26 protein-coding genes are annotated in these 20,959 nt (G+C 69.3%); 7 read left to right on the forward strand and 19 right to left on the reverse strand.

Annotation, left to right across the window (positions count from 1 at the left end; translation table 11 throughout):
* Positions 1-38 precede the first annotated feature (38 nt).
* Positions 39-410, forward strand: a complete 372-nt coding sequence (locus tag C8E96_RS17650) for an MmcQ/YjbR family DNA-binding protein (RefSeq protein ID WP_091372323.1) — start codon at positions 39-41, stop codon at positions 408-410.
* On the opposite strand, the gene C8E96_RS17655 is transcribed toward C8E96_RS17650, so the two are convergent.
* Positions 407-832, reverse strand: a complete 426-nt coding sequence (locus C8E96_RS17655; RefSeq protein WP_091372320.1) for an HD domain-containing protein — start codon at positions 830-832, stop codon at positions 407-409. The two genes, C8E96_RS17650 and C8E96_RS17655, sit on opposite strands and share 4 nt — an antisense overlap.
* Positions 833-912: 80 nt before the next feature.
* Between C8E96_RS17655 and C8E96_RS17660 the strand changes: the two genes are divergently transcribed.
* From C8E96_RS17660 to C8E96_RS17670, 3 genes are all read left to right on the forward strand, one after another.
* Entirely contained in the window at positions 913-1,845 is a 933-nt protein-coding gene (locus C8E96_RS17660; RefSeq protein WP_133794546.1) for a TIGR04222 domain-containing membrane protein, read from the forward strand.
* 21 nt (positions 1,846-1,866) lie between these two features.
* Positions 1,867-2,901 carry an NAD(P)H-dependent flavin oxidoreductase gene (locus C8E96_RS17665; protein WP_091372312.1) on the forward strand — a complete coding sequence of 345 codons (1,035 nt, stop codon included), beginning with the start codon at positions 1,867-1,869 and terminating at the stop codon, positions 2,899-2,901.
* Between the two features lie 95 nt (positions 2,902-2,996).
* Entirely contained in the window at positions 2,997-4,058 is a 1,062-nt protein-coding gene (locus tag C8E96_RS17670; RefSeq protein WP_091372309.1) for an alpha/beta fold hydrolase, read from the forward strand.
* A 289-nt stretch (positions 4,059-4,347) separates the two neighbouring features.
* On the opposite strand, the gene C8E96_RS17675 is transcribed toward C8E96_RS17670, so the two are convergent.
* From C8E96_RS17675 to C8E96_RS17685, 3 genes are all read right to left on the reverse strand, one after another.
* Positions 4,348-4,752: a hypothetical protein gene (locus C8E96_RS17675; RefSeq protein WP_091372306.1), complete on the reverse strand. Its 405-nt coding sequence runs from the start codon at positions 4,750-4,752 to the stop codon at positions 4,348-4,350.
* Positions 4,752-5,630, reverse strand: a complete 879-nt coding sequence (locus tag C8E96_RS17680) for an alpha/beta fold hydrolase (RefSeq protein ID WP_091372303.1) — start codon at positions 5,628-5,630, stop codon at positions 4,752-4,754. The genes C8E96_RS17675 and C8E96_RS17680 overlap by 1 nt, the downstream gene beginning before the upstream one ends.
* A 67-nt stretch (positions 5,631-5,697) precedes the next feature.
* Positions 5,698-6,663, reverse strand: a complete 966-nt coding sequence (locus C8E96_RS17685) for a zinc-binding dehydrogenase (protein WP_091372300.1) — start codon at positions 6,661-6,663, stop codon at positions 5,698-5,700.
* On the opposite strand from C8E96_RS17685, the gene C8E96_RS17690 reads away from it, so the two are divergent.
* Genes C8E96_RS17690 through C8E96_RS17700 form a run of 3 tightly spaced genes read left to right on the forward strand, consistent with a single transcriptional unit; the run spans position 6,662 to position 7,695 of the window.
* Positions 6,662-6,952, forward strand: a complete 291-nt coding sequence (locus C8E96_RS17690) for a hypothetical protein (protein ID WP_324187118.1) — start codon at positions 6,662-6,664, stop codon at positions 6,950-6,952. The genes C8E96_RS17685 and C8E96_RS17690 overlap by 2 nt on opposite strands.
* Positions 6,953-6,961: 9 nt before the next feature.
* A complete protein-coding gene (locus C8E96_RS17695; protein ID WP_091372297.1) occupies positions 6,962-7,393 on the forward strand; it encodes a ribonuclease domain-containing protein in 432 nt (143 codons plus the stop codon).
* Entirely contained in the window at positions 7,390-7,695 is a 306-nt protein-coding gene (locus C8E96_RS17700) for a barstar family protein (RefSeq protein WP_091372294.1), read from the forward strand. The genes C8E96_RS17695 and C8E96_RS17700 overlap by 4 nt, the downstream gene beginning before the upstream one ends.
* Here the strand turns inward: C8E96_RS17700 and C8E96_RS17705 are convergent.
* From C8E96_RS17705 to C8E96_RS17775, 15 genes are all read right to left on the reverse strand, one after another.
* A complete protein-coding gene (locus C8E96_RS17705) occupies positions 7,686-8,459 on the reverse strand; it encodes an enoyl-CoA hydratase-related protein (protein ID WP_091372290.1) in 774 nt (257 codons plus the stop codon). The genes C8E96_RS17700 and C8E96_RS17705 overlap by 10 nt on opposite strands.
* Before the next feature lie 10 nt (positions 8,460-8,469).
* A complete protein-coding gene (locus C8E96_RS17710) occupies positions 8,470-9,246 on the reverse strand; it encodes an ESX secretion-associated protein EspG (RefSeq protein WP_091372287.1) in 777 nt (258 codons plus the stop codon).
* 1 nt (position 9,247) lies between these two features.
* A complete protein-coding gene (locus C8E96_RS17715) occupies positions 9,248-10,249 on the reverse strand; it encodes a hypothetical protein (protein WP_091574700.1) in 1,002 nt (333 codons plus the stop codon).
* 234 nt (positions 10,250-10,483) lie between these two features.
* Entirely contained in the window at positions 10,484-11,062 is a 579-nt protein-coding gene (locus tag C8E96_RS17720) for a DUF3558 domain-containing protein (protein WP_166658034.1), read from the reverse strand.
* Entirely contained in the window at positions 11,059-11,544 is a 486-nt protein-coding gene (locus C8E96_RS17725; protein WP_133794550.1) for a hypothetical protein, read from the reverse strand. The genes C8E96_RS17720 and C8E96_RS17725 overlap by 4 nt, the downstream gene beginning before the upstream one ends.
* Positions 11,545-11,709: 165 nt before the next feature.
* Positions 11,710-12,333: a cyclase gene (locus tag C8E96_RS17730; RefSeq protein WP_091372272.1), complete on the reverse strand. Its 624-nt coding sequence runs from the start codon at positions 12,331-12,333 to the stop codon at positions 11,710-11,712.
* 298 nt (positions 12,334-12,631) lie between these two features.
* Entirely contained in the window at positions 12,632-13,375 is a 744-nt protein-coding gene (locus C8E96_RS17735) for a sirohydrochlorin chelatase (RefSeq protein WP_091372269.1), read from the reverse strand.
* Complete coding sequence (locus C8E96_RS17740) at positions 13,376-14,260, reverse strand: ABC transporter permease (protein ID WP_091372265.1); 885 nt, start codon at positions 14,258-14,260, stop codon at positions 13,376-13,378.
* Positions 14,247-15,041 (reverse strand): ABC transporter ATP-binding protein, encoded by a 795-nt coding sequence (locus C8E96_RS17745; protein ID WP_091372956.1) that lies wholly within the window; start codon positions 15,039-15,041, stop codon positions 14,247-14,249. The genes C8E96_RS17740 and C8E96_RS17745 overlap by 14 nt, the downstream gene beginning before the upstream one ends.
* Positions 15,042-15,071: 30 nt before the next feature.
* Entirely contained in the window at positions 15,072-16,142 is a 1,071-nt protein-coding gene (locus tag C8E96_RS17750; protein ID WP_176926741.1) for an ABC transporter substrate-binding protein, read from the reverse strand.
* A gap of 28 nt (positions 16,143-16,170) precedes the next feature.
* On the reverse strand, positions 16,171-17,493 hold the full coding sequence (locus tag C8E96_RS17755) for a sulfate adenylyltransferase subunit 1 (RefSeq protein ID WP_091372261.1): 1,323 nt from the start codon (positions 17,491-17,493) through the stop codon (positions 16,171-16,173).
* Entirely contained in the window at positions 17,493-18,395 is a 903-nt protein-coding gene (gene cysD, locus C8E96_RS17760; RefSeq protein ID WP_091372258.1) for a sulfate adenylyltransferase subunit CysD, read from the reverse strand. Before cysD ends, C8E96_RS17755 begins: the two co-directional genes overlap by 1 nt.
* Positions 18,396-18,401: 6 nt before the next feature.
* Positions 18,402-19,085 carry a phosphoadenylyl-sulfate reductase gene (locus tag C8E96_RS17765; protein ID WP_091372255.1) on the reverse strand — a complete coding sequence of 228 codons (684 nt, stop codon included), beginning with the start codon at positions 19,083-19,085 and terminating at the stop codon, positions 18,402-18,404.
* Complete coding sequence (locus tag C8E96_RS34110; protein WP_091372251.1) at positions 19,082-19,240, reverse strand: Insertion element protein; 159 nt, start codon at positions 19,238-19,240, stop codon at positions 19,082-19,084. Before C8E96_RS34110 ends, C8E96_RS17765 begins: the two co-directional genes overlap by 4 nt.
* Positions 19,237-20,934 carry a nitrite/sulfite reductase gene (locus tag C8E96_RS17775; protein WP_091372247.1) on the reverse strand — a complete coding sequence of 566 codons (1,698 nt, stop codon included), beginning with the start codon at positions 20,932-20,934 and terminating at the stop codon, positions 19,237-19,239. The genes C8E96_RS34110 and C8E96_RS17775 overlap by 4 nt, the downstream gene beginning before the upstream one ends.
* Between the last annotated feature and the right edge of the window lie 25 nt (positions 20,935-20,959).

Genomic DNA, 20,959 nt, shown 5'->3' on the forward strand with positions numbered 1-20,959 from the left:
CCTCTGAACTGTCGTGCACCACCGGCATCATGGCACCCATGACCGACACGCGTGATCCGCTGGCAGCGCTGCGCGCTCTGTGTCTCGCGATGCCCGAGGCCACCGAGCGGGTCAGCCACGGCGAGCCGACGTGGTTCGTCCGGGACAAGAAGACGTTCGTGACCTACGCCGCCCACCACCACGACGACCGTGTCGCCTTCTGGTGCGCGGCGCCGCCGGGGGTGCAGGAGGAGCTGGTCGCCGAGGACCCGGAGCGGTACTTCCGGCCGCCCTACGTGGGTCACCGGGGCTGGCTCGGCGTGTATGTCGACGTCGAGGTGGGCTGGGACGAAGTCGCGGAGATCGTCGAGGAGGCCTATCGGATGATCGCGCCGAAGCGGCTGGTGGCCGAACTCGACGCGCGCGGCTAGGAGGCGCCGAGGAAGGCCAGCGCGGCCGTGTACTTGGCGCGCAGCCTGCGCTGGGTGTGCTCGTCGAGCTTGGCGAGTCGGTCGGGAGAGGTGTTGTCGGCGATGTCGGCGAACTTGACCGCCAGCGCGATCGGGTTGGCCGCGACCCGGCCCAGGTAGGTCTCCTGGTCCTCGCCCGCCACCTTGCTGATCGCGACGACGGCCGCGACCACCTCGGGCGGACAACCTTGCGCCACGAGATCCGCCGCGGTCACCTCGGTGTCCTCGATGACGTCGTGCAGCACGGCGGTCATCCGCTCGTACTCGCCGTCGACGTTTTGCATCACCCGCAAGGGATGCCCGATGTAGGGTCGGCCGGACTTGTCGACCTGGCCCTCGTGCGCGTCGCGGGCGATCCGGATGGCGTCATCGACGGTGAACATGCCGAGAATCTAACCGCCTCCGCTGGAACCGCACGTCGATCACGAACGTCCTGGAGACAACACCGCTTGAGGAGGCCGACGTGGATGAGCCCTGGGGATTGACCGGTCCGGAGTTCATGAACCTTTACTGGATCGCCGTCGCGTTCGCTGTCGTCGTGGTCATCGTGGCCAAGGTCCGCTCCCGGTCGGTGGCGCAGCCGCAGCCAGGTGACCGGGGTGACCTGAGCCCGTACGACCTGGCCCTGCTCGCCGCGGGCCCGACCCGGGTCGAGCACACCGCGTTGGCGGGTCTGCTCGCAGGCGGCGCGGTCCGGGTCAGCCGCGGCGGCAAGATCAGCCAGACCGTCGGCGGTCCGGGCCCGGCCGATCCCGTGCAGGACTTCGTCTACGTCCGGTTCCGCAAGGCAGCCAAGCTGGGTCCGCTCGGCTTCGCGAACAGCCCGCTGGGCAGGCAGATGATCGACACCCTCGACCAGCGTGGCTTCATCACCTCCATGCACCGGGCGGCCCGGCTGCGGCGGGTGCACTGGCTGTTCCTGGTCATCGTCGGCGTCGGTATCGCCAGGCTGGTCAACGGGCTCCAACTTGACCGCCGGGTCGGGCACCTGGTGGTCGCGCTGTTCATCACGCTCGTAATCTGGATCGTCTGCCGGATCATCCTGGGCAGGGCCAAGAGCAAGATCACTCCGCGTGGTCGCGAAGCGCTGAATTACCACCGGACGCAATCGCCGCGGATGGCCGCGACCGGGGCGATGGTCGGCTTCGCCGTCCTCGGCCCGATCGCGCTCTACGGCCTGACCGCGTTCCCGGACGAGGAACTCAACGAGATCCTCGCCATGAACACGGCTTCCGCCTCCACGTCCTCGAGCGACGGCGGCGGGTGCGGCAGCGGCTGCGGGAGCAGTTGCGGCAGCTCCAGCTCCAGCAGCTCGGACAGTTCCAGCAGCAGCGGTGGCAGCAGCTGTTCGAGCGGCAGCAGCTGTGGTGGCGGAGGCGGCGGCTGCGGCGGCTGATCGGCGGCTACTGTCGGAGGGGTGTTCGCTGACCTCGAAGTACCGGTGATCATCGCCCCCATGGCGGGTGGGCCCAGCACTCCCGCGCTCGTCGCGGGCGCGGTGGAGGCGGGCGCGTTCGCCTTCCTCGCGGCGGGCTACCTCAGCCCCGAAGCCCTGCGCGAGCAAATCGTGGCTACCCGCGCACTGACGTCGAAGCCGTTCGGTGTCAACGTGTTCGTGCCCGGCGCGGAGTCCGCGGCGGATCTGGGTGCCTATCGGGACCTCGTGTCAGGGGAGGCCCGCCGCCTCGGCGTCGAGCCGGGTGACCCGACCTGGGACGACGACCACTACCCGGCCAAGATCGACTTGTTGGTCGAGCTCCGGATCCCTTGTGTGTCCTTCACTTTCGGCCTCCCGAGCGCCGAGGACATCGCGCGTCTGCACGAGGTCGGCGCCACCGTTGTGGCGACGGTCACCACACCCGCCGAGGCGCGGGCTGCGGCCGGAGTGGACGCCTTGTGCGTGCAGGGATCGGCCGCGGGCGCCCACCGCGGCTCGTTCACCTCGGACGCCCCGGCGTACGACCTGCTGCCGCTGCTGCGGCTCATCGCGGCCGAGACGGACCTGCCGCTGATCGCCACCGGCGGTCTCATGCACGGCGCCGACGTCGCCGCCGTGCTCGCCTCCGGTGCCGTCGCCGCACAGCTGGGCACGGCGTTCCTGCGGTGCCCGGAAGCCGGAACCCAGCCCGCGCACCGGGAAGCGCTCGCGGCGGGGGAGCGGGAGACCGTGGTCACGCGCGCGTTCAGCGGACGGTCGGCGCGCGGCATGGCCAACCGGTTCATCGCCGAGTACGGCCCACACGTGCCCGCCGCGTACCCGGAGATCCACCACGTGACCAGGCCGATCCGCGCCGCCGCCGCGAAGGCCCGCGACCCGGAGGCCATGGCGCTGTGGGCGGGCCAGGGATACCCGCTCGCGCGGGAAGCATCGGTCGCCGAGGTGATCAGCACGCTCGCGGGAGAGCTCACGGCCGCGGTCACCCGACTGGCGCAGCGGCAGCCGGGAATCTGATGTGGACTGTTGTGCGGTTGCCCACAGAGAGGTCTACGGCGGACACGGTCGGTGTCTAACCTCGGCGTAAGCCACTTCGTCGAGGGAGTTCCCCCATGGTTGGACTTCCCACTCTGGGCACGGTCCGGGCCGCCGCCGAGAACGTCGCGCACAAGGCGCTGTTCGGTGGCTTCGCCGACTTCCGGCCGCTGCCGCGCACCGCGGTCGGCTCGGGCCGCACCCGGTCGGTGTTCGAGTACCACCTGCCGGAGGGAGTCGAGGCCACCGGCCTCCCCACCCTGCTGGTGCCGCCGCTGGCCGTCCCCGACTACTGCTTCGACCTGCGCCGCGGCTGCAGCGTCGTCGAGCACCTGATCTCGCAGGGGCGGCCGACGTATGTGGTCGAGTACGGCGGCATCGGCTTCGGCGACCGCGGTCTAGGCTTGGAACACTGGGTCGAAGAGGTGCTGCCCGCCGCTGTGCGGGCGGTGTACGAGCGGACCGGCAAGCCGGTGCACGTCGTCGGCTGGTGCCTGGGCGGCATCATGTCGGTGCTGACGGCGGCCCGCATGGGCGCCTTCCCGATCGCGTCTCTGACGGTGATCGCGAGCCCCTTCGATTTCAAGGCGATCCCTTTGGTGGCCCCACTGCGCCCGCTGATCGAGGCGACGGGCGGTCATGCGCTGACACCGCTCTACCAGGCGTTCGGTTCGATTCCCGCCCCGCTGGTGCGCAAGGCGTTTCAGCTCAGTGGGCTGGACAAGCAGGTGATGAAGCCGATCTCCATCGCCCGCAACCTCGCTGACCGCGACTATCTGGCGCAGATCGAGGCGGTGGACCGTTTCACCGACAACATGGTCGCCTACCCCGGCCGGACTGTGGCCCAGATCTACCACCGGTTCTTCCGCGCCAATGATTTGGCGAACGGTGCGATCGTGCTCGGTGGGACGCGGGTCGAGATCGGCCGGGTCAAGCAGCCGACGCTGGTGATCGCCGGCCGCGGTGACGCGATCGCGCCGGTGAAAGCGGTGCGCAAGCTGACGGAGTTGTTGCCGGAAGCCGCTGAGGTCCGCTTCGAAACGGCCCCCGGCGGGCATCTCGGTGTGTTGACCGGCCGCGGCGCTCGGCAGGGGACGTGGCCTTTGATCGACACCTTCCAAACCCGCCACGACAGCTGATCCGCGCGCTGGTTGGGGCGTCGGCAGGCTTGGGCTGTTGGTGCCTGTTTGGGTGGTTCGCCTTGATTTGGGGACTCCGGAGAAGGGCCTGCGCGGGTAAAGCGGGCAGGGTGAAGAAACTGCCCCGCGCTGCGAAAGTTTAGGTCTTTCTCCCCCGAATCAAGGCGAACCACCCAAACAGGCCGTTGGGATTGGCCCGTTGCGTTTTTTTGGGGGGCTGGGGTGCGCTGGGCTTCGCAGGCAGGCCGTTGGGATCTATCTCCTGCGACTCTTGGGTCGTTGGGCGGCTCTAGTCCCAGTAGTTGAAGAGCGCTTCGCCGAGGGTGTGGGGCTTCCAGTACTTGATGTCGCGGGCGTCGAGGTTCGGCCACAGCGAGGCGTCGAGCGGCCCGTTCAGCTCCGCCGTGGTGAGCACTTGGTACCGGTCTGCCAGAACGGCCAGCAGACCAGGGGCGTCCAGGAACGTCAGCGGGCCCGAATCCGCGCCGTCGGTGATTCTCGGCTCGGCGACGGCGGCCAGTGGCAAGTCGCGGCTGCACACCGCTGCGATCAGGTGATCCTGATACGCGATCACGCCCTGGTGGAAGTTCGGTGCCACACAGTCGGAGAACCGGAACTCGATCACCCTGCCGCCCGTCTGGTGAGCGGCCTCGTGGCAGGCCGTGCGGAATCCGCGGCGATCAAACACCGGCATCAGGTCGCGACCAGTGTCCTGCGGCGGGTGTTCGCGGTGAAGTTGGTGATCAGGTCGGCGGTCAGTGCGGGGTCGTCGAGTTGGGGGCAGTGGCCGCAGTCGTCGAGGATTCGCAGGGTGCTGTGTTCCACGTCCGCGTGTAGGCGCCTGCCTGCTTCGACGTCGACCAGACGGTCCCGCTTGCCCGCCACCACCAGCAGGGGGACGCGGATGTCCTGCGGCCGGTAGGCGTCGCGGAGTTCGGTCAGGAGGGTTTGGCCTCGGCCGAGTAGCTCCTTCGTCGAACCGTGGTCGCGGACCAGGGAGGCGAACCGGGCGACCGCTTCGGGGCATGCCGAGCCGGGTCGCGCGAACAGGATGCGGGGGATGACCGTCGACGCGATGGCGCGGACCGCCAAACCGGGGACCGGCACCGGCAGCCACGAGTACAGCCGCACCGGCAACGCGTTGTCGCTCAGGGCACGCAGGAGCCACGAGTCGCTGAAGCCGGGGGCGGCAATGGAGATGACGCCCGCCAGCGGCAGGGCCCGGTTCTGCGCTGCCCGGACCGCCGCCGTCCCGCCCATCGAGTTGCCTACGAGCACGACCTGGCCGGACCGGGCCTCCGACGCCACCAGTGCGGCCAGGAAAGCGTCGAGCTGCGGGAGGATCGGGCCCTCCGCCAGGTCGTCGGCCTCACCGAATCCGGGCTGGTCGACGGCGACGGCCGACAACCCGCGCGCGGCGAACTCGGTCAGGACGCCACGCCAGGTGTCGGCGGAGTCGCCGAAGCCGTGGAGGAGCACGACGCGGGGGCCGCGGCGGCGGGAGCCGACCGACAGCGCCCGCGTGCGCACTCCGCCATACGTGTGGCGCGTCACCCGAATGGCGTCCGACATAGCGTCAGAATGTAGGCGACGAACGCGAGAAATCCTCGATACGCGCCGGTAACGAAGTGGTGCCGGTTTACCCGGTGAAGACGATCTTTCCGGCCGTCTCGCCGTCGAGCATCTGCTGGAAACCGTCCCTGGCCTGCTTGAACGGCATCTCCGCGCCGATCCGCGGCTTGATTCCGGCGGTGTCGCAGAACCGCAGCAGGTCCGCCAGTTCGTCGCGGGTGCCCATGGTCGAGCCGACTACGCGCAGTTGCAGGAAGAACAGCCGCTGCAGGTCGGCGCTCGGGTCCGGGCCGCTGGTGGAACCGGAGACGACGATGATGCCGCCGGGCTTGAGCGCGCGCATCGAGTGCGACCAGGTGGCCTTGCCGACGGTCTCGAACACCCCGTCGACCTTCTCGGGCAGCCGGGCGCCGGACTCGAACACCGCGTGCGCGCCCAGTTCCGTGGCCAGCGCGCGCTTCTCCTCGGTGCGGCCGGTGACCCACACCCGCAGGCCCGCGGCCTTGCCGAGCTCGATCAGGGCCGTCGACACACCGCCGGACGCGCCCTGGACCAGCATGGTCTGGCCGGGCCGCAGCCCGGACTTCACGAACAGCATCCGGTAAGCGGTCAGCCACGCGGTCCCCATGCAGGCGGCCTCGGCGAAGCTGAGCCCCTCGGGCTTGGGCAGCGCGTTGCGGGCGGGCACGATCACCGTGTCGGCGAAGCTGCCCTGGTGCTTTTCCGTCAGCAGCGTCCGCGTCGGGTCCAGGGTCTCATCACCCGCCCACGCCGGGTCGCCGATCACCGAGTGCAGCACCACCTCGGTGCCGTCGGCCAGCACCCCGGCCCCGTCGCAGCCGAGGATCATCGGGAACCGCTCGGCCTTGATCCCGACGCCGCGCAGGGTCCACAGGTCGTGCATGTTGAGGCTGGCGGCCTTGACCGAGACGGCGACCCAGCCGTCGGGCACCTCGGGCTCGGGCCGGTCCCCGATCTCCAGGGCGGCTAGCGGGTCATCCGGGCTGGGCGCGGTGGCGTAGACGGCGAACATGGTCGTCAACTTATCCACCGGCGGCGGCCGGTGCCGCGCGGAAGTGGCCAAGGTCTACTGTCGGAGCGTGCTTGATGGGTTGTCGGACTGGTGGAACGACGTGGAGCTGTGGGTCATCCAGCTCCCGTTCGCGGCGCAGTTCGCCCTGGTGATGGCGGTGCTGCTGCCCCTGTGCGTGGTGGTGGCCTGGGCCATCGACCGGGTCGTGGACTACGCGTCGGCCCGGTTCGGCACCTCCCGCGACGAACGCCCGCTGGGGTCGCGCGCGAATCCCGACCCGGGTTCGTAGGCTGACCGGGTGGGTTCGAGAAAACGCATCACCGCCGCCCTTGTCGGCCTTGTCGTGCTGGTCCTCGCCGGGTGGCTGATCCGGGAGGTCGGCTCCGGCGACGCCGCGGCTCCGGCGCCGCCAAGCAGCTCGGCCGTTCCTGGTGTGGAATCAGGGCTGGACGTTCGGCCGCTGTCGCAACTGCCCAAGGAGGCCGCCGACACCTGGCGGCTCATCCAGCGCGACGGGCCGTTCCCCTATCCCCGCAACGACGGCACGACGTTCCAGAACCGCGAGAAACTGTTGCCCGCCAAGAAGTCCGGCTATTACCGGGAGTACACCGTGCCCACCCCTGGCAGTCCAGACCGAGGCGCCCGCCGCCTGATCCACGGCAGCGGGAAAGAGCTGTTCTACACCGGCGACCACTACGCGTCGTTCGTGCTCGTGGACCCGACCCGATGATCGAACACGTGTTGGACGGCTCCGGTGTGCGCAGCAAGCGCACGATGTACACCGCGATCGCCAAGACCCTGTCGTTCCCCGACTGGTTCGGCCACAACCTCGACGGGCTCTACGACTGCCTGACGGATCTGTCGTGGCTGCCCAAGGGCGAGCACGTGCTGATCTGGACGCACTCGGAGGTCCTGGCCAAGGCCGACCCGTCCGGCTACCGCGCGATCCGCGAGGTCCTCGACGACGCCGTCGAGGGTGCGACCGATCCCAGCCGCACCCTCTCCGTCGTGCTGGCCAAGCCTCAGTCCTGAGGAACCCAGTTCGGCTTGCGCTTCTGCGCGAACGCGGTGATCCCCTCCTGGCCTTCCGGGCTCGCGAAGAACCCGGCGGACAGCTTGAGCATCTCCTCGAAGTCCGTGGACAGGTCCGCGGCCGGGGTGCGGCGCAGCATCTCCTTGGTGGCGGCCAGGGCGAGCGGGCCGCCGAGGGCGAGCATCCCGGTGTAGCGGTCGACCTCGGCGTCGAGCCGCTCGGCGGGGACCGCGGAGTTGATGAGCCCGATCTGCACGGCGCGCTCGGCGTCGAAGCTCTCACCGGTCAGGAACAGCTCGTGCGCGGCCCGGGGGAGCAGGCGCGGCAGCACGGTCACCGAGATGATCGCGGGCACGACACCGATGCGGACCTCGGTGAACGCGAAAGTGGCGTCCGAGACGGCGATGGCGATGTCGGCCGCCGCCACGATGCCCACGCCACCCGCGCGGGCAGGTCCGGCCAGCTTGGCGACGACCGGCTTCGGGCTCGTCCAGATCTGCTCCAGGATCGCCGGGAACTCGTTGACCCCCTGGTCGCCGGACGACGCGCCGCCCGCCTCCTTGAGGTCCATGCCCGCGCAGAACACGGGCCCGGTGTGGTCGAGGACGATCACCCGCACCGCGTCGTCGGCGAGCGCCGCGGACAGGTGGTCACGCAGCTCGCCGCGCAACTGCCGCGACAGCGCGTTGCGGTTGTGCGGGGAGTCCAAAGTGATCCGCGCGACGCCTCGGGAAACCTCGTAGTGCACCAACTCGTCAGCCATGCCGACCAGACTATCCACGCCTCGCCGACGCCAGGATCTCGCCAAGCCGAGTCGCCAGCCGCGGGTTGTCGGCGGGCGACAGCGTGGTCCAGTCGTTGCCGTCGCGGCCCCGCTTGACGCTCAGCAGGTAGCGGCCCTGGTCGTTGTCCAGCCAGGTGAGCCCGGGCAGCCGCCGCGGCTTGCCCTGCCCGTCGCGCAGCGAGACGCCGAGCATGCCCGCACGGAGAATCGGGCGTTCCATGATGGCGGCGAGCTGGCGCATTTCGGCCTGACCGGCGCCTTGGGCGGTCATGGGTCGGGTGAGCCGGATGTCGCTTTGATTGTGCCGTGCGGGCGCGGCGGGGGCTGGGAGGGTGACCGAGCGCCCAGGACCTGGCCGGTAATGGGGCAGGAGGTCGATCAGGGAGGTGATCACGGCGGTGTCGCGCACCTCGGTCAGTCCGATCGTGCGCTCACGCTGAACCGCGATAACGGCTTGCCGCCCGCGGCAGGCGACAACCGCGTTGGCGGGCATCGTGCCGCTCTGGTCTTGCATCACGACCAGGCTGACACCCAGCTCCGGCGCGGCCAGCAGCCGCAGCGCGTCCTCCAGTTCCGGCGCCGGTCGGCCCCGGTGGAACAGCCGCCGCCGCGTCAGCTCGTCGCGCACCGCCGCCTTGATGCGGGCGCGTTCGTCCAGCGTCTCGCCGTGACTGGGGACTTCGAGCGGGAACGGCATCCCACCCAGCTTCAAGTCGTCCCACAGCACGTCGAACGCGGCCAGGGCGAGTTCGGCTACCGGTCGCAAGTCAGCCGCCGATCACCGGGGGTGCGGTGATCTCGTCGGAGCCGAACAGCGCGTCCGGATCGGCCTCCTGGAGGAAGGACGCGCGCGTGTGCTCCTCGTCCTCACCACCCTGGCCGCGACCGCCGCCACCGCCACCACCCATGCCCGCCGCGCCGCCGCGGCCACCACCGGCGCCGCCCGCGCCACCGCCACGGGAACCGGCGTCGGCGCCGAACGCACCGGCGCCCGCGCGTGCCCCCGAGCCGGGGCCGCCGCCATTCCCGGCGCCTGATCCCGCGCCGCCGCCGCGTCCGCCGGTCGAACCACTGCCACCGCCACCGCCGCCTCGGGGGCCGCCGCCGCGTGGGTCGCCGGGGCCGTAGCCTCCGCCGCCGGGGAAGAAGTTGTTGCCCGCGTTGTTGGGGCCGCCTTGGCCTGGCCCGGGGACACCCGGGTAGGGGCCGTTGGGGCCGCCGCCATTCGTCGTCGGGGGCACCCAACCGCTGGCGGTGGTGCCGGTCGAGTTGCCGGGGCCGCCTTGACCGGCCACGCCGCTGCTGCCTTGGCCCGTGCCCACGCCGGAGGTGCCGGTGGTCGCGCTGCCACCAAGGTCACCGGTCCACGACCCGCGATCGTGGTTGCGCCGGTCACCCATGCCGGAGTCGGCGTCCTCTCCGGTCCCGCCACCACCTTCGAGCGTCGGCGGCGGCGCGAACGGAGGCACCGACGCCGCCGCGGCGATCATCGACACGTCACGGTGCGCCACCACCTCGGCCGCCTCGGCGTGCGCGGCTTGGTGCTTGTCGTACTGCTGCGGGATCTCCCAGGTGAGCGCCGCCATCTTGAACGGGTTGGGGGCGGCGTCGGAGAACATCTGCTTGGGGTCGTACGGAACCGGCTCGGGCATGGCGTTCTTGGCGTCACCGGCCGACTCGGCCTGCCTGGTGATGGCCTTGCTCGCCTCGGTGAAGTTGTCGCCGGACTTCACACTCCACTCGGCGACCTGACTCAACCGATGCCGCATCGCATCAGCGGCCGGACCCGTCCAGCCGGCTTCTGACCCGAATACTGCTTGCTGCAGCAGAATCCCGGCTTGGTTGAGCTGAGTGCCCAACTGCTGCCATCCGTCGGCAACCTCCTGCACCGCACCCGCATCCGCCGGATCGGTCATGCCTTTCAGCGACTCATGGCTCTGCCCGGCATAGTGCATATTCGGCGGCGGTAGGTGCCGCCCATCTGATCCAGCCACACCCGCCCCCTACGGCAGTTTCGGGTCGATGGTCTTCGCGACCGCCAAGGCCTTCGCGCACGCTTTTGGCGTATCTGACGCACCGCTCGAGGTGGCGGTTATGTGCACCATGGACGACTCGGTGATCGCGATGTAAATATCGCACGCCCCGTCACCACCGCCCATGTTCTCCAAGGTCGTGGCCTCGTGCTTGCCGATGTCGATCGGCCGTGGTGTTCCGCCTTGATAGTTCGCGTCCTTTAGGCCGATGTCGCCGTTGAGGCCGATGCTGAACCCGAAGTCGCCCGACTTGTTCCAATCGCAGCCTCGCGATTTCCCGATATCGCGTTTCCTGCCTGCGGGGATCCCGAGGCTGGTCTGGTCGGAGTCTGAGAGGAGCCCGCACGGATCGACGTTTGCCAGCGGCGATGACGGTTTCGAGGTGGTGGGCTTGGGCTTGGGCGTCGTTCGTGATTCGGATGTCCGTGGAGTGGATGTGATGCCGTCCGACGGTCGCGGCGTACCGGGTTCCTGAGTAGAGCAGCCCACCAGCGGAATCGCCAACAGGGATACCACGGCGACGCCGAAGCACTTGGTCCACTTGCTCACGTATTGCCTCCAGCGGATCGAATCGTGCCCGCGTTGCCCGAGTCGGTGCGGCCGTAGTTGGCCATGCTCGCGGTGACGGCCTGTTTGAGGGCGTCAATTTCCTTGATGAACTTGGTTAGTACCTCTTGCGCGGAGTTACCGCCACCAGAGGCGAGTTGCTCGTTGAACCGGCTGATTTCCTCGGCGTATCCGCCGCCGAGTGGAGCGCGAAGCGCGACTCGGCGTGCATCTCGGCTCATTACGTCGGCTGAGTCCTGGACCGCGGCGAGCTGTTTGATGATGGCGTCGCCCACGTCGGGGGCGATGCTGATCTGGCCCGCGCCCGCGGCGGCGACCAGTGACTGGACGGTGGCGCCGATCTGGAAGATGCCGCCGAGTGGACCGGAACCGGCGGGCGTCTGGTTCTGCGCCTCCATCCACTGCCGCATCTTCTCCTGAGCCTGTTGCTGCGCAGGCGTCAGTGGCGGCGTGCCCTCCGGCATTGCTCCCCCTGGACGTAAGTGGTCTACCAAGAGAAGCCTATCGACCACTCAGCGTTCGTTTCAGGCGGTTCGGCGTATTCACTCGGTGGGGCCGCGGAAGTTGAGTAGTACTACGTAAAGCGCGATGCCGAGCCGTCGCAGGGGCGGCTCGGCATCGCGGTGGGGCTAGGCGATGGTCGTGGTGGTGATGACCGGGTTGGGGTTCGGGTAGCACTTCGTCGGCACGTTCATGTCACCGAAGATCGACCCGACCACGGCGGTGAACGTCAGGCCCGGGTTGCTGTAGCTGGTCCCGTACAGCTTGGTCTGGATGGTGCCGGACGCCCCCGCGGTGAGGTTCGCCGTGACCGTGGGCAGTTCGAAAGTCGAACCGCCCGCGATCGGGCCGGACGCGGTGATGGTCGCGATTCCGTTGGCGACACTGATCTTCGTGGTGCCCACGTTCGACCCGCCGGACAGGGTGGCGGAGACGTACGTGGAGTTCGCCGGGATCGGCACCTTCAGCGCCATGGTGTGCACGCGCTTGACGGTGTAACCGTTGACACTGGCCGGAATTGTGTTCGGCGCCGGGTCGATCACGATGGTCAGCGCGCCGCCCGGGGCGACCGTGGCGGGCGCGGTCACCTCCGCGCCTTGCTGCAGGGAGAAGTACTGCGCGCCTGCCGGGCTGCTGCCTTGGCAGTCGAAGTTGACTGTCGTCGGCACGGCGGCCGCGACCGGTGCGAACGCCACGATCGGCACCACCGCGAGCGCTGCGATGGAAAGGGCTCGACGTAAGGTCGATTTCATCTCTGGTCACCTCGAATGTGCTGGGTGGACAACGGTTCGGGGTTGATCAGCCGCGGCAACGAGATAGTTACTTTTGAGTAGGCTTACGGTCAAGTTTTCACGTTCAGCACAAAATTGTGGTCGGCAACTATCCGACGACGGTGTGTTTTGATCACCGGCGAACAGTTGCGCCACTCGGGTGGTGCCCGCTGACGAACGGCGTGGGCCATCACCCGACCGGCCCACGACAGCTGGCGCACGGCTATCGGTCTAAGGCCAGGTGGGTGGATATGTGTTACGCCCGATTACCCGAACCTGTTCAGGCCGTCCGGAGGCTCGCCAACCGCGATTCGTCGTAGCGGTCCAACACCAGCTCGGCCACCTCGACGGCCGATCCGAGCGGCGCGGCGATGACGGCATCCGGGTCGACGGCCCGAGCCTGGGCCGTCACGCGGTCCGGTAGCAGACCCGGCGCCAGGAACCAGGACGCGACGGCGATCCGCTCGGCTCCCCGCGCGCGCAGCGCGGCCATGGCGGCGGGCACACCGGGTTCGGTTCCGGACGCGAAAGCGGTCCGCACGCCGGACCAGCCCATGACCCGGGCCCACCGGTCGGCCACCTCGTGCACCCGGGCGTTGGCGGGCGCGTGCGAGGACCCGGTCGCCGCGAGCACGACGCCCACGGCCGGATCATCAGGCAGCACACCGGTTTCGGCGAGCCTGCGCAACGCGGCGGCCTCCAGCCGGGCGTCCGGCCCGAGCACGTCCGACACGGTCACCGACAGCCTCGGCAGCCGCCCGCACGCCTCATCGATCAGCGCGGGCAGGTCGACCCGGGCGTGGAAGGCCCGACCGAGCAACAGCGGCGACACCACGACCTCGCGGTGCCCTTCGCCGTGCAGTCGAGCCAGGACGTCGGTCAGCAGCGGGCTGGACAGATCCAGGAAGGCGCCGTGGACGTCCAGTTCCGGCCGCCGTGCGCGCACGACGTCGAGCAGCTCGGCGACCGTGGCGGCCGAGCGCGGGTCACGACTGCCGTGCGCGACGGCGACCAGGGGTGTCATCTAGTGGGCGCCCGTCAGTCCGCGTGACCGCAGCACGGACCGCTCCAGCGGCCGGAACAGCAACAGCTCGATGCCGACACCGACGAAGAAGATCAGCAGGATGCCCGCCATGACCATCGACATGTCCGACAGCGCCATCCCGTTGTGCAGGTACTGCCCCAGGCCGAAGCCCAGCTGCGGCGAGGTCGCGATCAGCTCGGCGGCCATCAGCGAGCGCCAGGAGAACGCCCAGCCCTGCTTCATTCCCGCCAGATACCCGGGAAGTGCTGCGGGAAGCAGGATGTAGCGGGCGCTGTCGATCCGTCCCGCGCCGAGGACCTTGCCGACGCGCGGCAGGATCGGTGGTATCTGGTCGATTCCGGCGACGAGTCCATTCGCGATCGACGGCACCGCACCGAGCAGCACGACCGTGTAGATCGTGGCGTCGGTGAGGCCGAACCACAGCACCGCCGCGGGCACCCACGCCACCGACGGCAGGCTCTGCAGACCCGAGATCAGCGGCCCGAAGGCCGCCCGGAAGAGCCGCACCTTGGCCAGCAGCAGCCCCAGCGGGGTCGCCACGGCCAGAGAGATCAGGAACCCGATGACGGCCCGGTGCACGGAGACCCAGAGGAACTCCCAGACCTGGCCGCTGTCGATCAGCGTCTGGATCTGGTCCCACACCGCCAGCGGCGCGGGCAGCTGGAATTCCGGCCAGATCGCCCGGGACCACAGGAACTGCCACAGCCCGACTATGGCGACGAGCGCCACGACCGGCGCCAGCACTTGGCGCAGCAGGTCGCGGCGGGCGGCACCGCGTGCGGTTCCGGCCGGGGTGTCGAGCGCGTCGAGTCCGGCCTCGACGGCGGCTTCGTCCTCACGCAGTTGCGTTTCATGCTGCGGCATGACTGCTGATCACCTCGCGCAGGCGGGCGTTGATCTCGTCGATGCGGGCGGACTCGGCGGCCTGCGACAGCCCGTCGACGTCCCATTCCTGCACGACCCGACCGGGCTTGGACGACAGCAGCACCACGCGCTGGCCAAGGCGGACGGCCTCACGCACGTCGTGGGTGACGAACACGACCGCCGTGCCCGTCGCCTTCCACACGCGCAGCAGCTCGCCCTGCAGGACGTCGCGGGTGATGGCGTCGAGCGCGGAGAACGGCTCGTCCATCAGCAGCAGCGAGGAGGCCTCGCCGCCGTTGCCGGAGATCGCCGACGCCAGCGCCCGGGCCAAGGCGACGCGCTGGCGCATGCCGCCGGACAGCTCGTGCGGGCGCTTGTCGCCCACGCCGCCCAGCCGCACCAGTTCCAGCAGCTCCAGCGTCTTGGTCTGCCGCTCCGCGCGCTTGACGCCCGCGAGCCGCAGCGGCAGCTCGATGTTGCGCGCGGCCGTCAGCCACGGCATGAGCGCCGCTTCCTGGAACATCACCGCGGGGCGGGTGGTGGTCAGCTCGATCGAGCCCGAGCTCGGCTTGTCCAGCTTCGCGATCAGGTTGAGCACGGTCGTCTTGCCGCAGCCGGACGCACCGAGGAGGCAGACGAACTCGCCGGGGGCGACCGTCAGGTCGATCCCGTCCAGCGCGGTCACGGCACGGGGACCGTGACCGAACGACTTGCGGACTCCGCTGAGTCGTACGGCGGCGTCGATAGCGGTGGGCACGGGTGCCTCAAGCGTCGCGGTCATCGTCCTCGCCTGCCTTCCTCGGTTGTCCATCTACTTCTTGTCCAGGCCTGCTGCGTCAGCCGCGGGCTTGCCCGCCGCCTTGAGCACCGCGTTGAGCGCGGTCAGGTCGACGAACCCGGCGAGGTCGGTCTCCTTGGGCGCGACGCCCGCGGTGACCGCGTCCTTCGACAGCTGCGGGAAGGTGCCCGCGAGCGGGTCCGGGTTCAGCTCGATCGAGGTGAACGCGCGGTCGATCACCGGTGCGGCCAGACCCTTGCCGGTCAGCGACTGCAGTTGCGTGTTGACGGCCGTCTTGGCGCCCGCCACGTCGGTCTTGGCGAAGTCGTTGGCGGCGAGCAGGCCGCGCAGCAGTGCCTGCACGGTCTGCGGGTGGTCCTTGAGGAACTGGGTGCGGACCAGCAGGACCGTGGTCGGGAACTTGCCGTCCTTCCACAGGTCCTTCTCGTCGATCAGGACCTTGGCGCCCGCGTCGAGGACCAGCCGCGAGGACCACGGCTCGGGCAGCCAAGCCGCCTGCACCTCGCCCTTCTTGAACGCGTCGAAGGTCTGCGGGTTCTCCCGGTTGGTCACCTGGACCTTGTCCTCGAGACCCTTCTCGACCAGCCACTTCTTCAGCGAGACGTCCTGCGTGTTGCCCAGCGCCGGGGTGACGACGGTCTTGCCTGCCAGGTCCTCGGGCTTGGTGATGTCGCCGCTCACGACGAGCTGCGCACCACCCGACGTGCCGCCCGCGATCAACCGGACCGCCTCGCCGTTCGACTTGGCGAAGGCGTTGATCGCCGGGCCGGAGCCGATGAAGCCCGCGTCCAGCGAGCCGCCGAGGAACGCACTGACCTCGGTCGGGCCGTCGTTGAACTTGGTCGGGACGAGCTTGGTGTTGCCCAGTTCCTTGGCGAACAGGCCCTTCTCCAGGCCGATCAGCGCCGAGGCGTGCGTGACGTTCGGGAAGAAGCCCAGCCGCAGTTCGGCTGCGGGGCCCTTGTCCGTGCTCGGTCCGTCCGCCGCGGCGTCCTTCGGTCCTTCGGTGCGGGAGCAAGCGGCGGCGAGGAGGGAGAGAGCGACTGTTCCGGCCAGTGCGAGTCGGGACAAGCGGGTCTTCACGGTAGGGCCCTTTCGGTGGGGGAGGGGTTTACGGACCGGGCGAGACGGCGGCGTTACCGCCGCCGGTACAGCTCGGGTCCGTCTCCAGTGCCGACAGGCCTGCCCCGACAAGGCCGGCCGCGAGGGTGGAACCGTCCGCCGCGTCGATCACCAGGAAGGCCCCGGTGCGCCGGTTGACGGAGTAGTCGTCGACCGGCAGCGGCTCGGCGGTGCGGATGGTCACCTGCCCGATCTCGTTGAGCTGCAACGCGTCGGGAGTGGCCACAGTGGACAGCTTCTGCTCGTCGAACCGGGCGTGCAGGTCGGCGACGATGGCCTGGACCGTGCTCGCGCCGTGCTTGACCAGCACCCGCGCACCCGGCTTCAGCGCCTTCTCCGACAGCCACGCCAGGGTCGCGTCGAACTCGTCGGTGACCGCGGGCGCGTCGACCGCCGCGGCGATGAGGTCGCCCCGGGAGATGTCGATCTCGTCGGCCAGCACCAGCGTCACCGAGCGACCGGCCTCGGCCTCGTCCAGCTCACCGTCGTGCGTGTCGATCCGCGCGACCGTCGTGCGGAGACCGGCCGGGAGGACGACGATCTCGTCGCCCTTGGTGACCGTGCCCGCCGCGACCAGGCCCGCGTAGCCGCGGTAGTCGGTGTGCTCGGCGGTGTTCGTGCGTATCACGTACTGCACGGGGAAGCGGAACGGGACGTGGTGCGGGTCGGGCTCGACCGGCACGTTCTCCAAGTGCTCCAACAGGGTCGGGCCGGAGTACCACGGCGTGTGCGCGGACCGGTCCACGACGTTGTCGCCGACCAGCGCCGACACCGGGATCGACAGCACGGAACCGATCGGGTAGCCCAGGGCCGTGGCGTGGTCGGTGAACTCCTTGGCGATGACCTCGAAGATGCCCTCGTCGTAGTCCACCAGGTCGATCTTGTTGACCGCCAGCACCAGCTGCGGCACACCCAGCAGCGCCAACACGGCCGCGTGCCTGCGGGTCTGCTCCAGGACACCCTTGCGCGCGTCGACCAGCAGCACCGCGAGCTGCGCGGTGGACGCGCCGGTCACGGTGTTGCGGGTGTACTGCACGTGCCCGGGGGTGTCGGCGAGCACGAAGGACCGCTTGGGCGTGGCGAAGTAGCGGTACGCCACGTCGATGGTGATGCCCTGCTCACGCTCGCTGCGCAGGCCGTCGACCAGCAGTGACAGGTCCGGGGTGGACAGTCCCTTGTCGACGCTCGCGCGGTGCACGGCGTCGAGGGTGTCGGCCAGGACCGACTTGGTGTCGTAGAGCAGACGCCCAACCAACGTGGACTTACCGTCATCCACACTTCCGGCGGTGGCAAGCCTAAGAAGATCGCTCATCAGAAGTAGCCCTCTCGCTTGCGGTCTTCCATGGCTGCCTCGGAAAGGCGGTCGTCGGCGCGGGTGGCGCCGCGTTCGGTGAGCCGGGACGCGGACACCTCGGCGATGACAGCTTCGATGTCGGCGGCGTCGGACCGGATGGCGCCGGTGCACGAGCCGTCGCCGACCGTGCGGTACCGGACCGTCAACTCCTCAACGGTCTCGTCCGCGTTCGGCCCGAACCACGGGCCGGCGGTCAGCCACATGCCGTCGCGCTGGAACACCTCGCGCTGGTGGGCGTAGTAGATCGACGGCAGGTCGATGTTCTCGCGCTGGATGTAGCGCCACACATCGAGTTCGGTCCAGTTCGACAGCGGGAACACCCGGACATGCTCTCCCGCGCGGTGCCTGCCGTTGTACAGGTTCCACAGTTCGGGACGCTGCCTGCGCGGCTCCCACTGGCCGAACGAGTTGCGCAGGCTGAAGATCCGCTCCTTGGCCCGCGCCCGCTCCTCGTCACGCCTACCGCCGCCGAAGACCGCGTCGAACTTGTTGCTGGTGATGGAATCCAGCAGCGGCACGGTCTGCAGCGGGTTGCGCGTCCCGTCGGGGCGCTCCTCGAGCCGACCGTCGTCGATGAAGTCCTGCACGCTGGCCACGACCAGGCGCAGGCCGTAGCGCTCCACGGTGCGGTCGCGGAACTCGATGACCTCGTCGAGGTTGTGCCCGGTGTCCACGTGCAGCAGCGGGAACGGCACCGGCGCGGGCCAGAACGCCTTGACCGCCAGGTGCAGCAGGACAGTGGAGTCCTTGCCGCCGGAGAAAAGAATCACCGGCCGGTCGAACTCGCCCGCGACCTCGCGGAAGATGTGGATCGCCTCGGACTCGAGGCGATCGAGTGCGTCAAGTGTCTGTGTAGTCATGATCCCTTACCCGTGCAATCCGCACTCGGTCTTCGACTGGCCCGCCCAGCGGCCACTGCGCGCGTCCTCGCCCGGCTTCGGCAACGAGGTGCACGGCGCGCACCCGATCGACAGATAGCCGATGCTCACCAAGGGGTTCTCCAGGATCCCGTGGTCGGCGATGTAGCCGTTGAACTTCTCGTCCGACCACGCCGCGATCGGGTTGATCTTCACCAGGTTGTTCCGGTCGTCCCACTGCACGATCGGCGTGTTCGCCCGCGTCGGCGCGTCCACCCGGCGCACACCGGTCACCCAGGCGTCATACCCCGCAAGGGTTTTCTGCAGCGGCACGACCTTGCGCAGGAAGCAGCACTGGGTCGGGTCGGTCTTGTTCAGCAGGCCGAACTCGGCTTCCTGGTCGGCAACCGACTGCTCGGCCTCGGCGTTGACGATCCGGACCTCCGGGTACACCGCCGCCACCGCGTCGCGGGTGCCGATGGTCTCGGGGAAGTGGTAGCCGGTCTCCAGAAACAGGATGTCGATCTCGCGCTTCGCCTGGTAGGCCAGGTCGATCAGCACCGCGTCCTGCATGTTGGACGCGACGATGAAGCGGTCGCCGAAGGTGTCCCGGGTCCAGGCCAGCGCTTCCTCAGCGGAGACCTCGGCCAGCTCCTTCTCGGCCCACTGGGCGAGTTTCTTCAACTCGGTCATTTCGCAACCCCCTGTGGCAGGTTCAACCCGACGAACTTGACCGTGAACACGCGCCTGCAACTCGCGCAGAGCCAAGCCGACTGCGGCTCCTCCTGCGGGCGAAGATCTTCATCGCCGCAGTAGGGGCAGTGGAACGGCGTCGCGCGCTCGGTCATCGCAAGTCACCCTCATCCGCGCGGGTGACCCACTGGGCGAACCGCTCGTCCTGCTCGCGCTTGGCGACGAAGTTGCGGACCACGCGCTCGACGTAGTCCGGCAGCTCGGTCGCGGTGACCTTGTGGCCACGCAGCTTGCGGCCGAAGCCCGCGTCGAGCCCGAGCCCGCCGCCGAGGTGCACCTGGAAACCCTCGACCTGGGCGCCGTCGTCGTCGGTCACGATCTGGCCCTTGAGGCCGATGTCCGCGGTCTGGATGCGGGCACACGAGTTGGGGCAGCCGTTGATGTGCACCGAGATCGGGGCGGTGATGCCATCGGTGATGTCGGTGAGCCGGGTCTCCAGCTTGGCGACCAGGTCCATCGCCCGGTCCTTGGTGTTGACGATCGCCAGCTTGCAGAACTCGATGCCGGTGCACGCCATCACGCCGCGCCGCCACACCGACGGCTCGGTCTGCAGACCCAGCTTGGCCAGCTCCGTCTGCAGCGCCGCGACCTCGTCCTCGGGAACGTCGAGCACGACCAGCTTCTGCTGCGGGGTGAAGGTGACCCGGTTCGACCCGGCGCGCTCGGCGGCCTTCGCCACCTCGACCAGCACCGAACCCGACACCCGGCCGACGACCGGGGCGGCGCCGACGTAGAACTTGCCGTCCTTCTGCTTGTGCACGCCCACGTGGTCATAGGGGACCGCGGGGACCTCGGGCGCGGGGCCGTCGATCATCTTGCGGTTGAGGTACTTCTCCTCCATGACCTCACGGAACTTCGCCGCGCCCCAGTCCTTGACCAGGAACTTGATGCGCGCGCGGTGACGCAGGCGGCGGTAGCCGTAGTCACGGAAGACGCTGATCACCGCGCCGTAGACGTCGGCCACCTCGTCGAGCGGCACCCACGCGCCGAGACGCTGGCCGATCATCGGGTTGGTGGACAGGCCGCCACCGACCCAGACGTCGAAGCCGGGGCCGTGCTCGGGGTGGTTGACACCGACGAACGCGACGTCGTGGATCTCGTGCGCCACGTCCGGCAGCCCGGAAACGGCCGACTTGAACTTGCGCGGCAGGTTCGAGAACGCCTTGTCGCCGATGAAGCGGCGCTTGATCTCCTCGATGGCGGGGGTGCCGTCGATGATCTCTTCCTCGGCGATCCCGGCGACCGGCGAGCCCAGGATGACGCGCGGGCTGTCGCCGCAGGCCTCCATCGTGGTCAGGCCCGCGCTCTCGAGCTTGTTCCAGATCGTGGGCATGTCCTCGACCCGGATCCAGTGGTACTGGATGTTCTGCCGGTCGGTGATGTCGGCGGTGTCGCGGGCGTAGGTCTGCGACACCTCACCGATCACCGCGAGCTGCTGGGTGGTGACCGCGCCGCCGTCGATGCGGATGCGGAGCATGAAGTACTCGTCGTCGAGCTCTTCGGGTTCGAGAGTCGCGGTGCGGCCGCTGTCGATCCCCGGCTTGCGCTGGGTGTAGAGGCCGTACCAGCGGAAACGTCCCCGCAGGTCGCCCGGGTCGATGCTGTCGAAGCCACCGTGGGCGTAGATGTTGACGATGCGGTCCCGCACGTGCAGCGGGTTGTCGTCCTTCTTGGCGCGCTCGTTCGGATTCAGCGGCTCGCGGTAGCCGAGCGCCCATTGCCCCTCACCCCGGCGGGCCTTGGGGCGGGCCGGGGTTGAAGTGGTCGACTCCGTGGTGGTGGGAGACACCGGCTGTCCTCTAGGGTCGGGGCGC

It is taken from the genome of Actinokineospora alba (assembly GCF_004362515.1).
Lineage (GTDB): Bacteria > Actinomycetota > Actinomycetes > Mycobacteriales > Pseudonocardiaceae > Actinokineospora > Actinokineospora alba.

What these genes read in the sequence shown, in the direction of transcription:
- C8E96_RS17685 (WP_091372300.1), bottom strand. Translation starts at nt 6,663, where the DNA reads ATGTTCGCCGTCTACGCCACCGCGCCCAGCCCGGATGACCCGCTAGCC.
- C8E96_RS17650 (WP_091372323.1), top strand. Translation starts at nt 39, where the DNA reads ATGACCGACACGCGTGATCCGCTGGCAGCGCTGCGCGCTCTGTGTCTC.
- C8E96_RS17655 (WP_091372320.1), bottom strand. Translation starts at nt 832, where the DNA reads ATGTTCACCGTCGATGACGCCATCCGGATCGCCCGCGACGCGCACGAG.
- C8E96_RS17700 (WP_091372294.1), top strand. Translation starts at nt 7,390, where the DNA reads ATGATCGAACACGTGTTGGACGGCTCCGGTGTGCGCAGCAAGCGCACG.
- C8E96_RS17730 (WP_091372272.1), bottom strand. Translation starts at nt 12,333, where the DNA reads ATGAAATCGACCTTACGTCGAGCCCTTTCCATCGCAGCGCTCGCGGTG.
- C8E96_RS17675 (WP_091372306.1), bottom strand. Translation starts at nt 4,752, where the DNA reads ATGCCGGTGTTTGATCGCCGCGGATTCCGCACGGCCTGCCACGAGGCC.
- cysD (WP_091372258.1), bottom strand. Translation starts at nt 18,395, where the DNA reads ATGACTACACAGACACTTGACGCACTCGATCGCCTCGAGTCCGAGGCG.
- C8E96_RS17735 (WP_091372269.1), bottom strand. Translation starts at nt 13,375, where the DNA reads ATGACACCCCTGGTCGCCGTCGCGCACGGCAGTCGTGACCCGCGCTCG.
- C8E96_RS17755 (WP_091372261.1), bottom strand. Translation starts at nt 17,493, where the DNA reads ATGAGCGATCTTCTTAGGCTTGCCACCGCCGGAAGTGTGGATGACGGT.
- C8E96_RS17715 (WP_091574700.1), bottom strand. Translation starts at nt 10,249, where the DNA reads ATGCGGCATCGGTTGAGTCAGGTCGCCGAGTGGAGTGTGAAGTCCGGC.
- C8E96_RS17670 (WP_091372309.1), top strand. Translation starts at nt 2,997, where the DNA reads ATGGTTGGACTTCCCACTCTGGGCACGGTCCGGGCCGCCGCCGAGAAC.
- C8E96_RS17680 (WP_091372303.1), bottom strand. Translation starts at nt 5,630, where the DNA reads ATGTCGGACGCCATTCGGGTGACGCGCCACACGTATGGCGGAGTGCGC.
- C8E96_RS17765 (WP_091372255.1), bottom strand. Translation starts at nt 19,085, where the DNA reads ATGACCGAGTTGAAGAAACTCGCCCAGTGGGCCGAGAAGGAGCTGGCC.
- C8E96_RS17705 (WP_091372290.1), bottom strand. Translation starts at nt 8,459, where the DNA reads ATGGCTGACGAGTTGGTGCACTACGAGGTTTCCCGAGGCGTCGCGCGG.
- C8E96_RS34110 (WP_091372251.1), bottom strand. Translation starts at nt 19,240, where the DNA reads ATGACCGAGCGCGCGACGCCGTTCCACTGCCCCTACTGCGGCGATGAA.
- C8E96_RS17740 (WP_091372265.1), bottom strand. Translation starts at nt 14,260, where the DNA reads ATGCCGCAGCATGAAACGCAACTGCGTGAGGACGAAGCCGCCGTCGAG.
- C8E96_RS17690 (WP_324187118.1), top strand. Translation starts at nt 6,662, where the DNA reads ATGGTCGTCAACTTATCCACCGGCGGCGGCCGGTGCCGCGCGGAAGTG.
- C8E96_RS17745 (WP_091372956.1), bottom strand. Translation starts at nt 15,041, where the DNA reads ATGACCGCGACGCTTGAGGCACCCGTGCCCACCGCTATCGACGCCGCC.
- C8E96_RS17725 (WP_133794550.1), bottom strand. Translation starts at nt 11,544, where the DNA reads ATGCCGGAGGGCACGCCGCCACTGACGCCTGCGCAGCAACAGGCTCAG.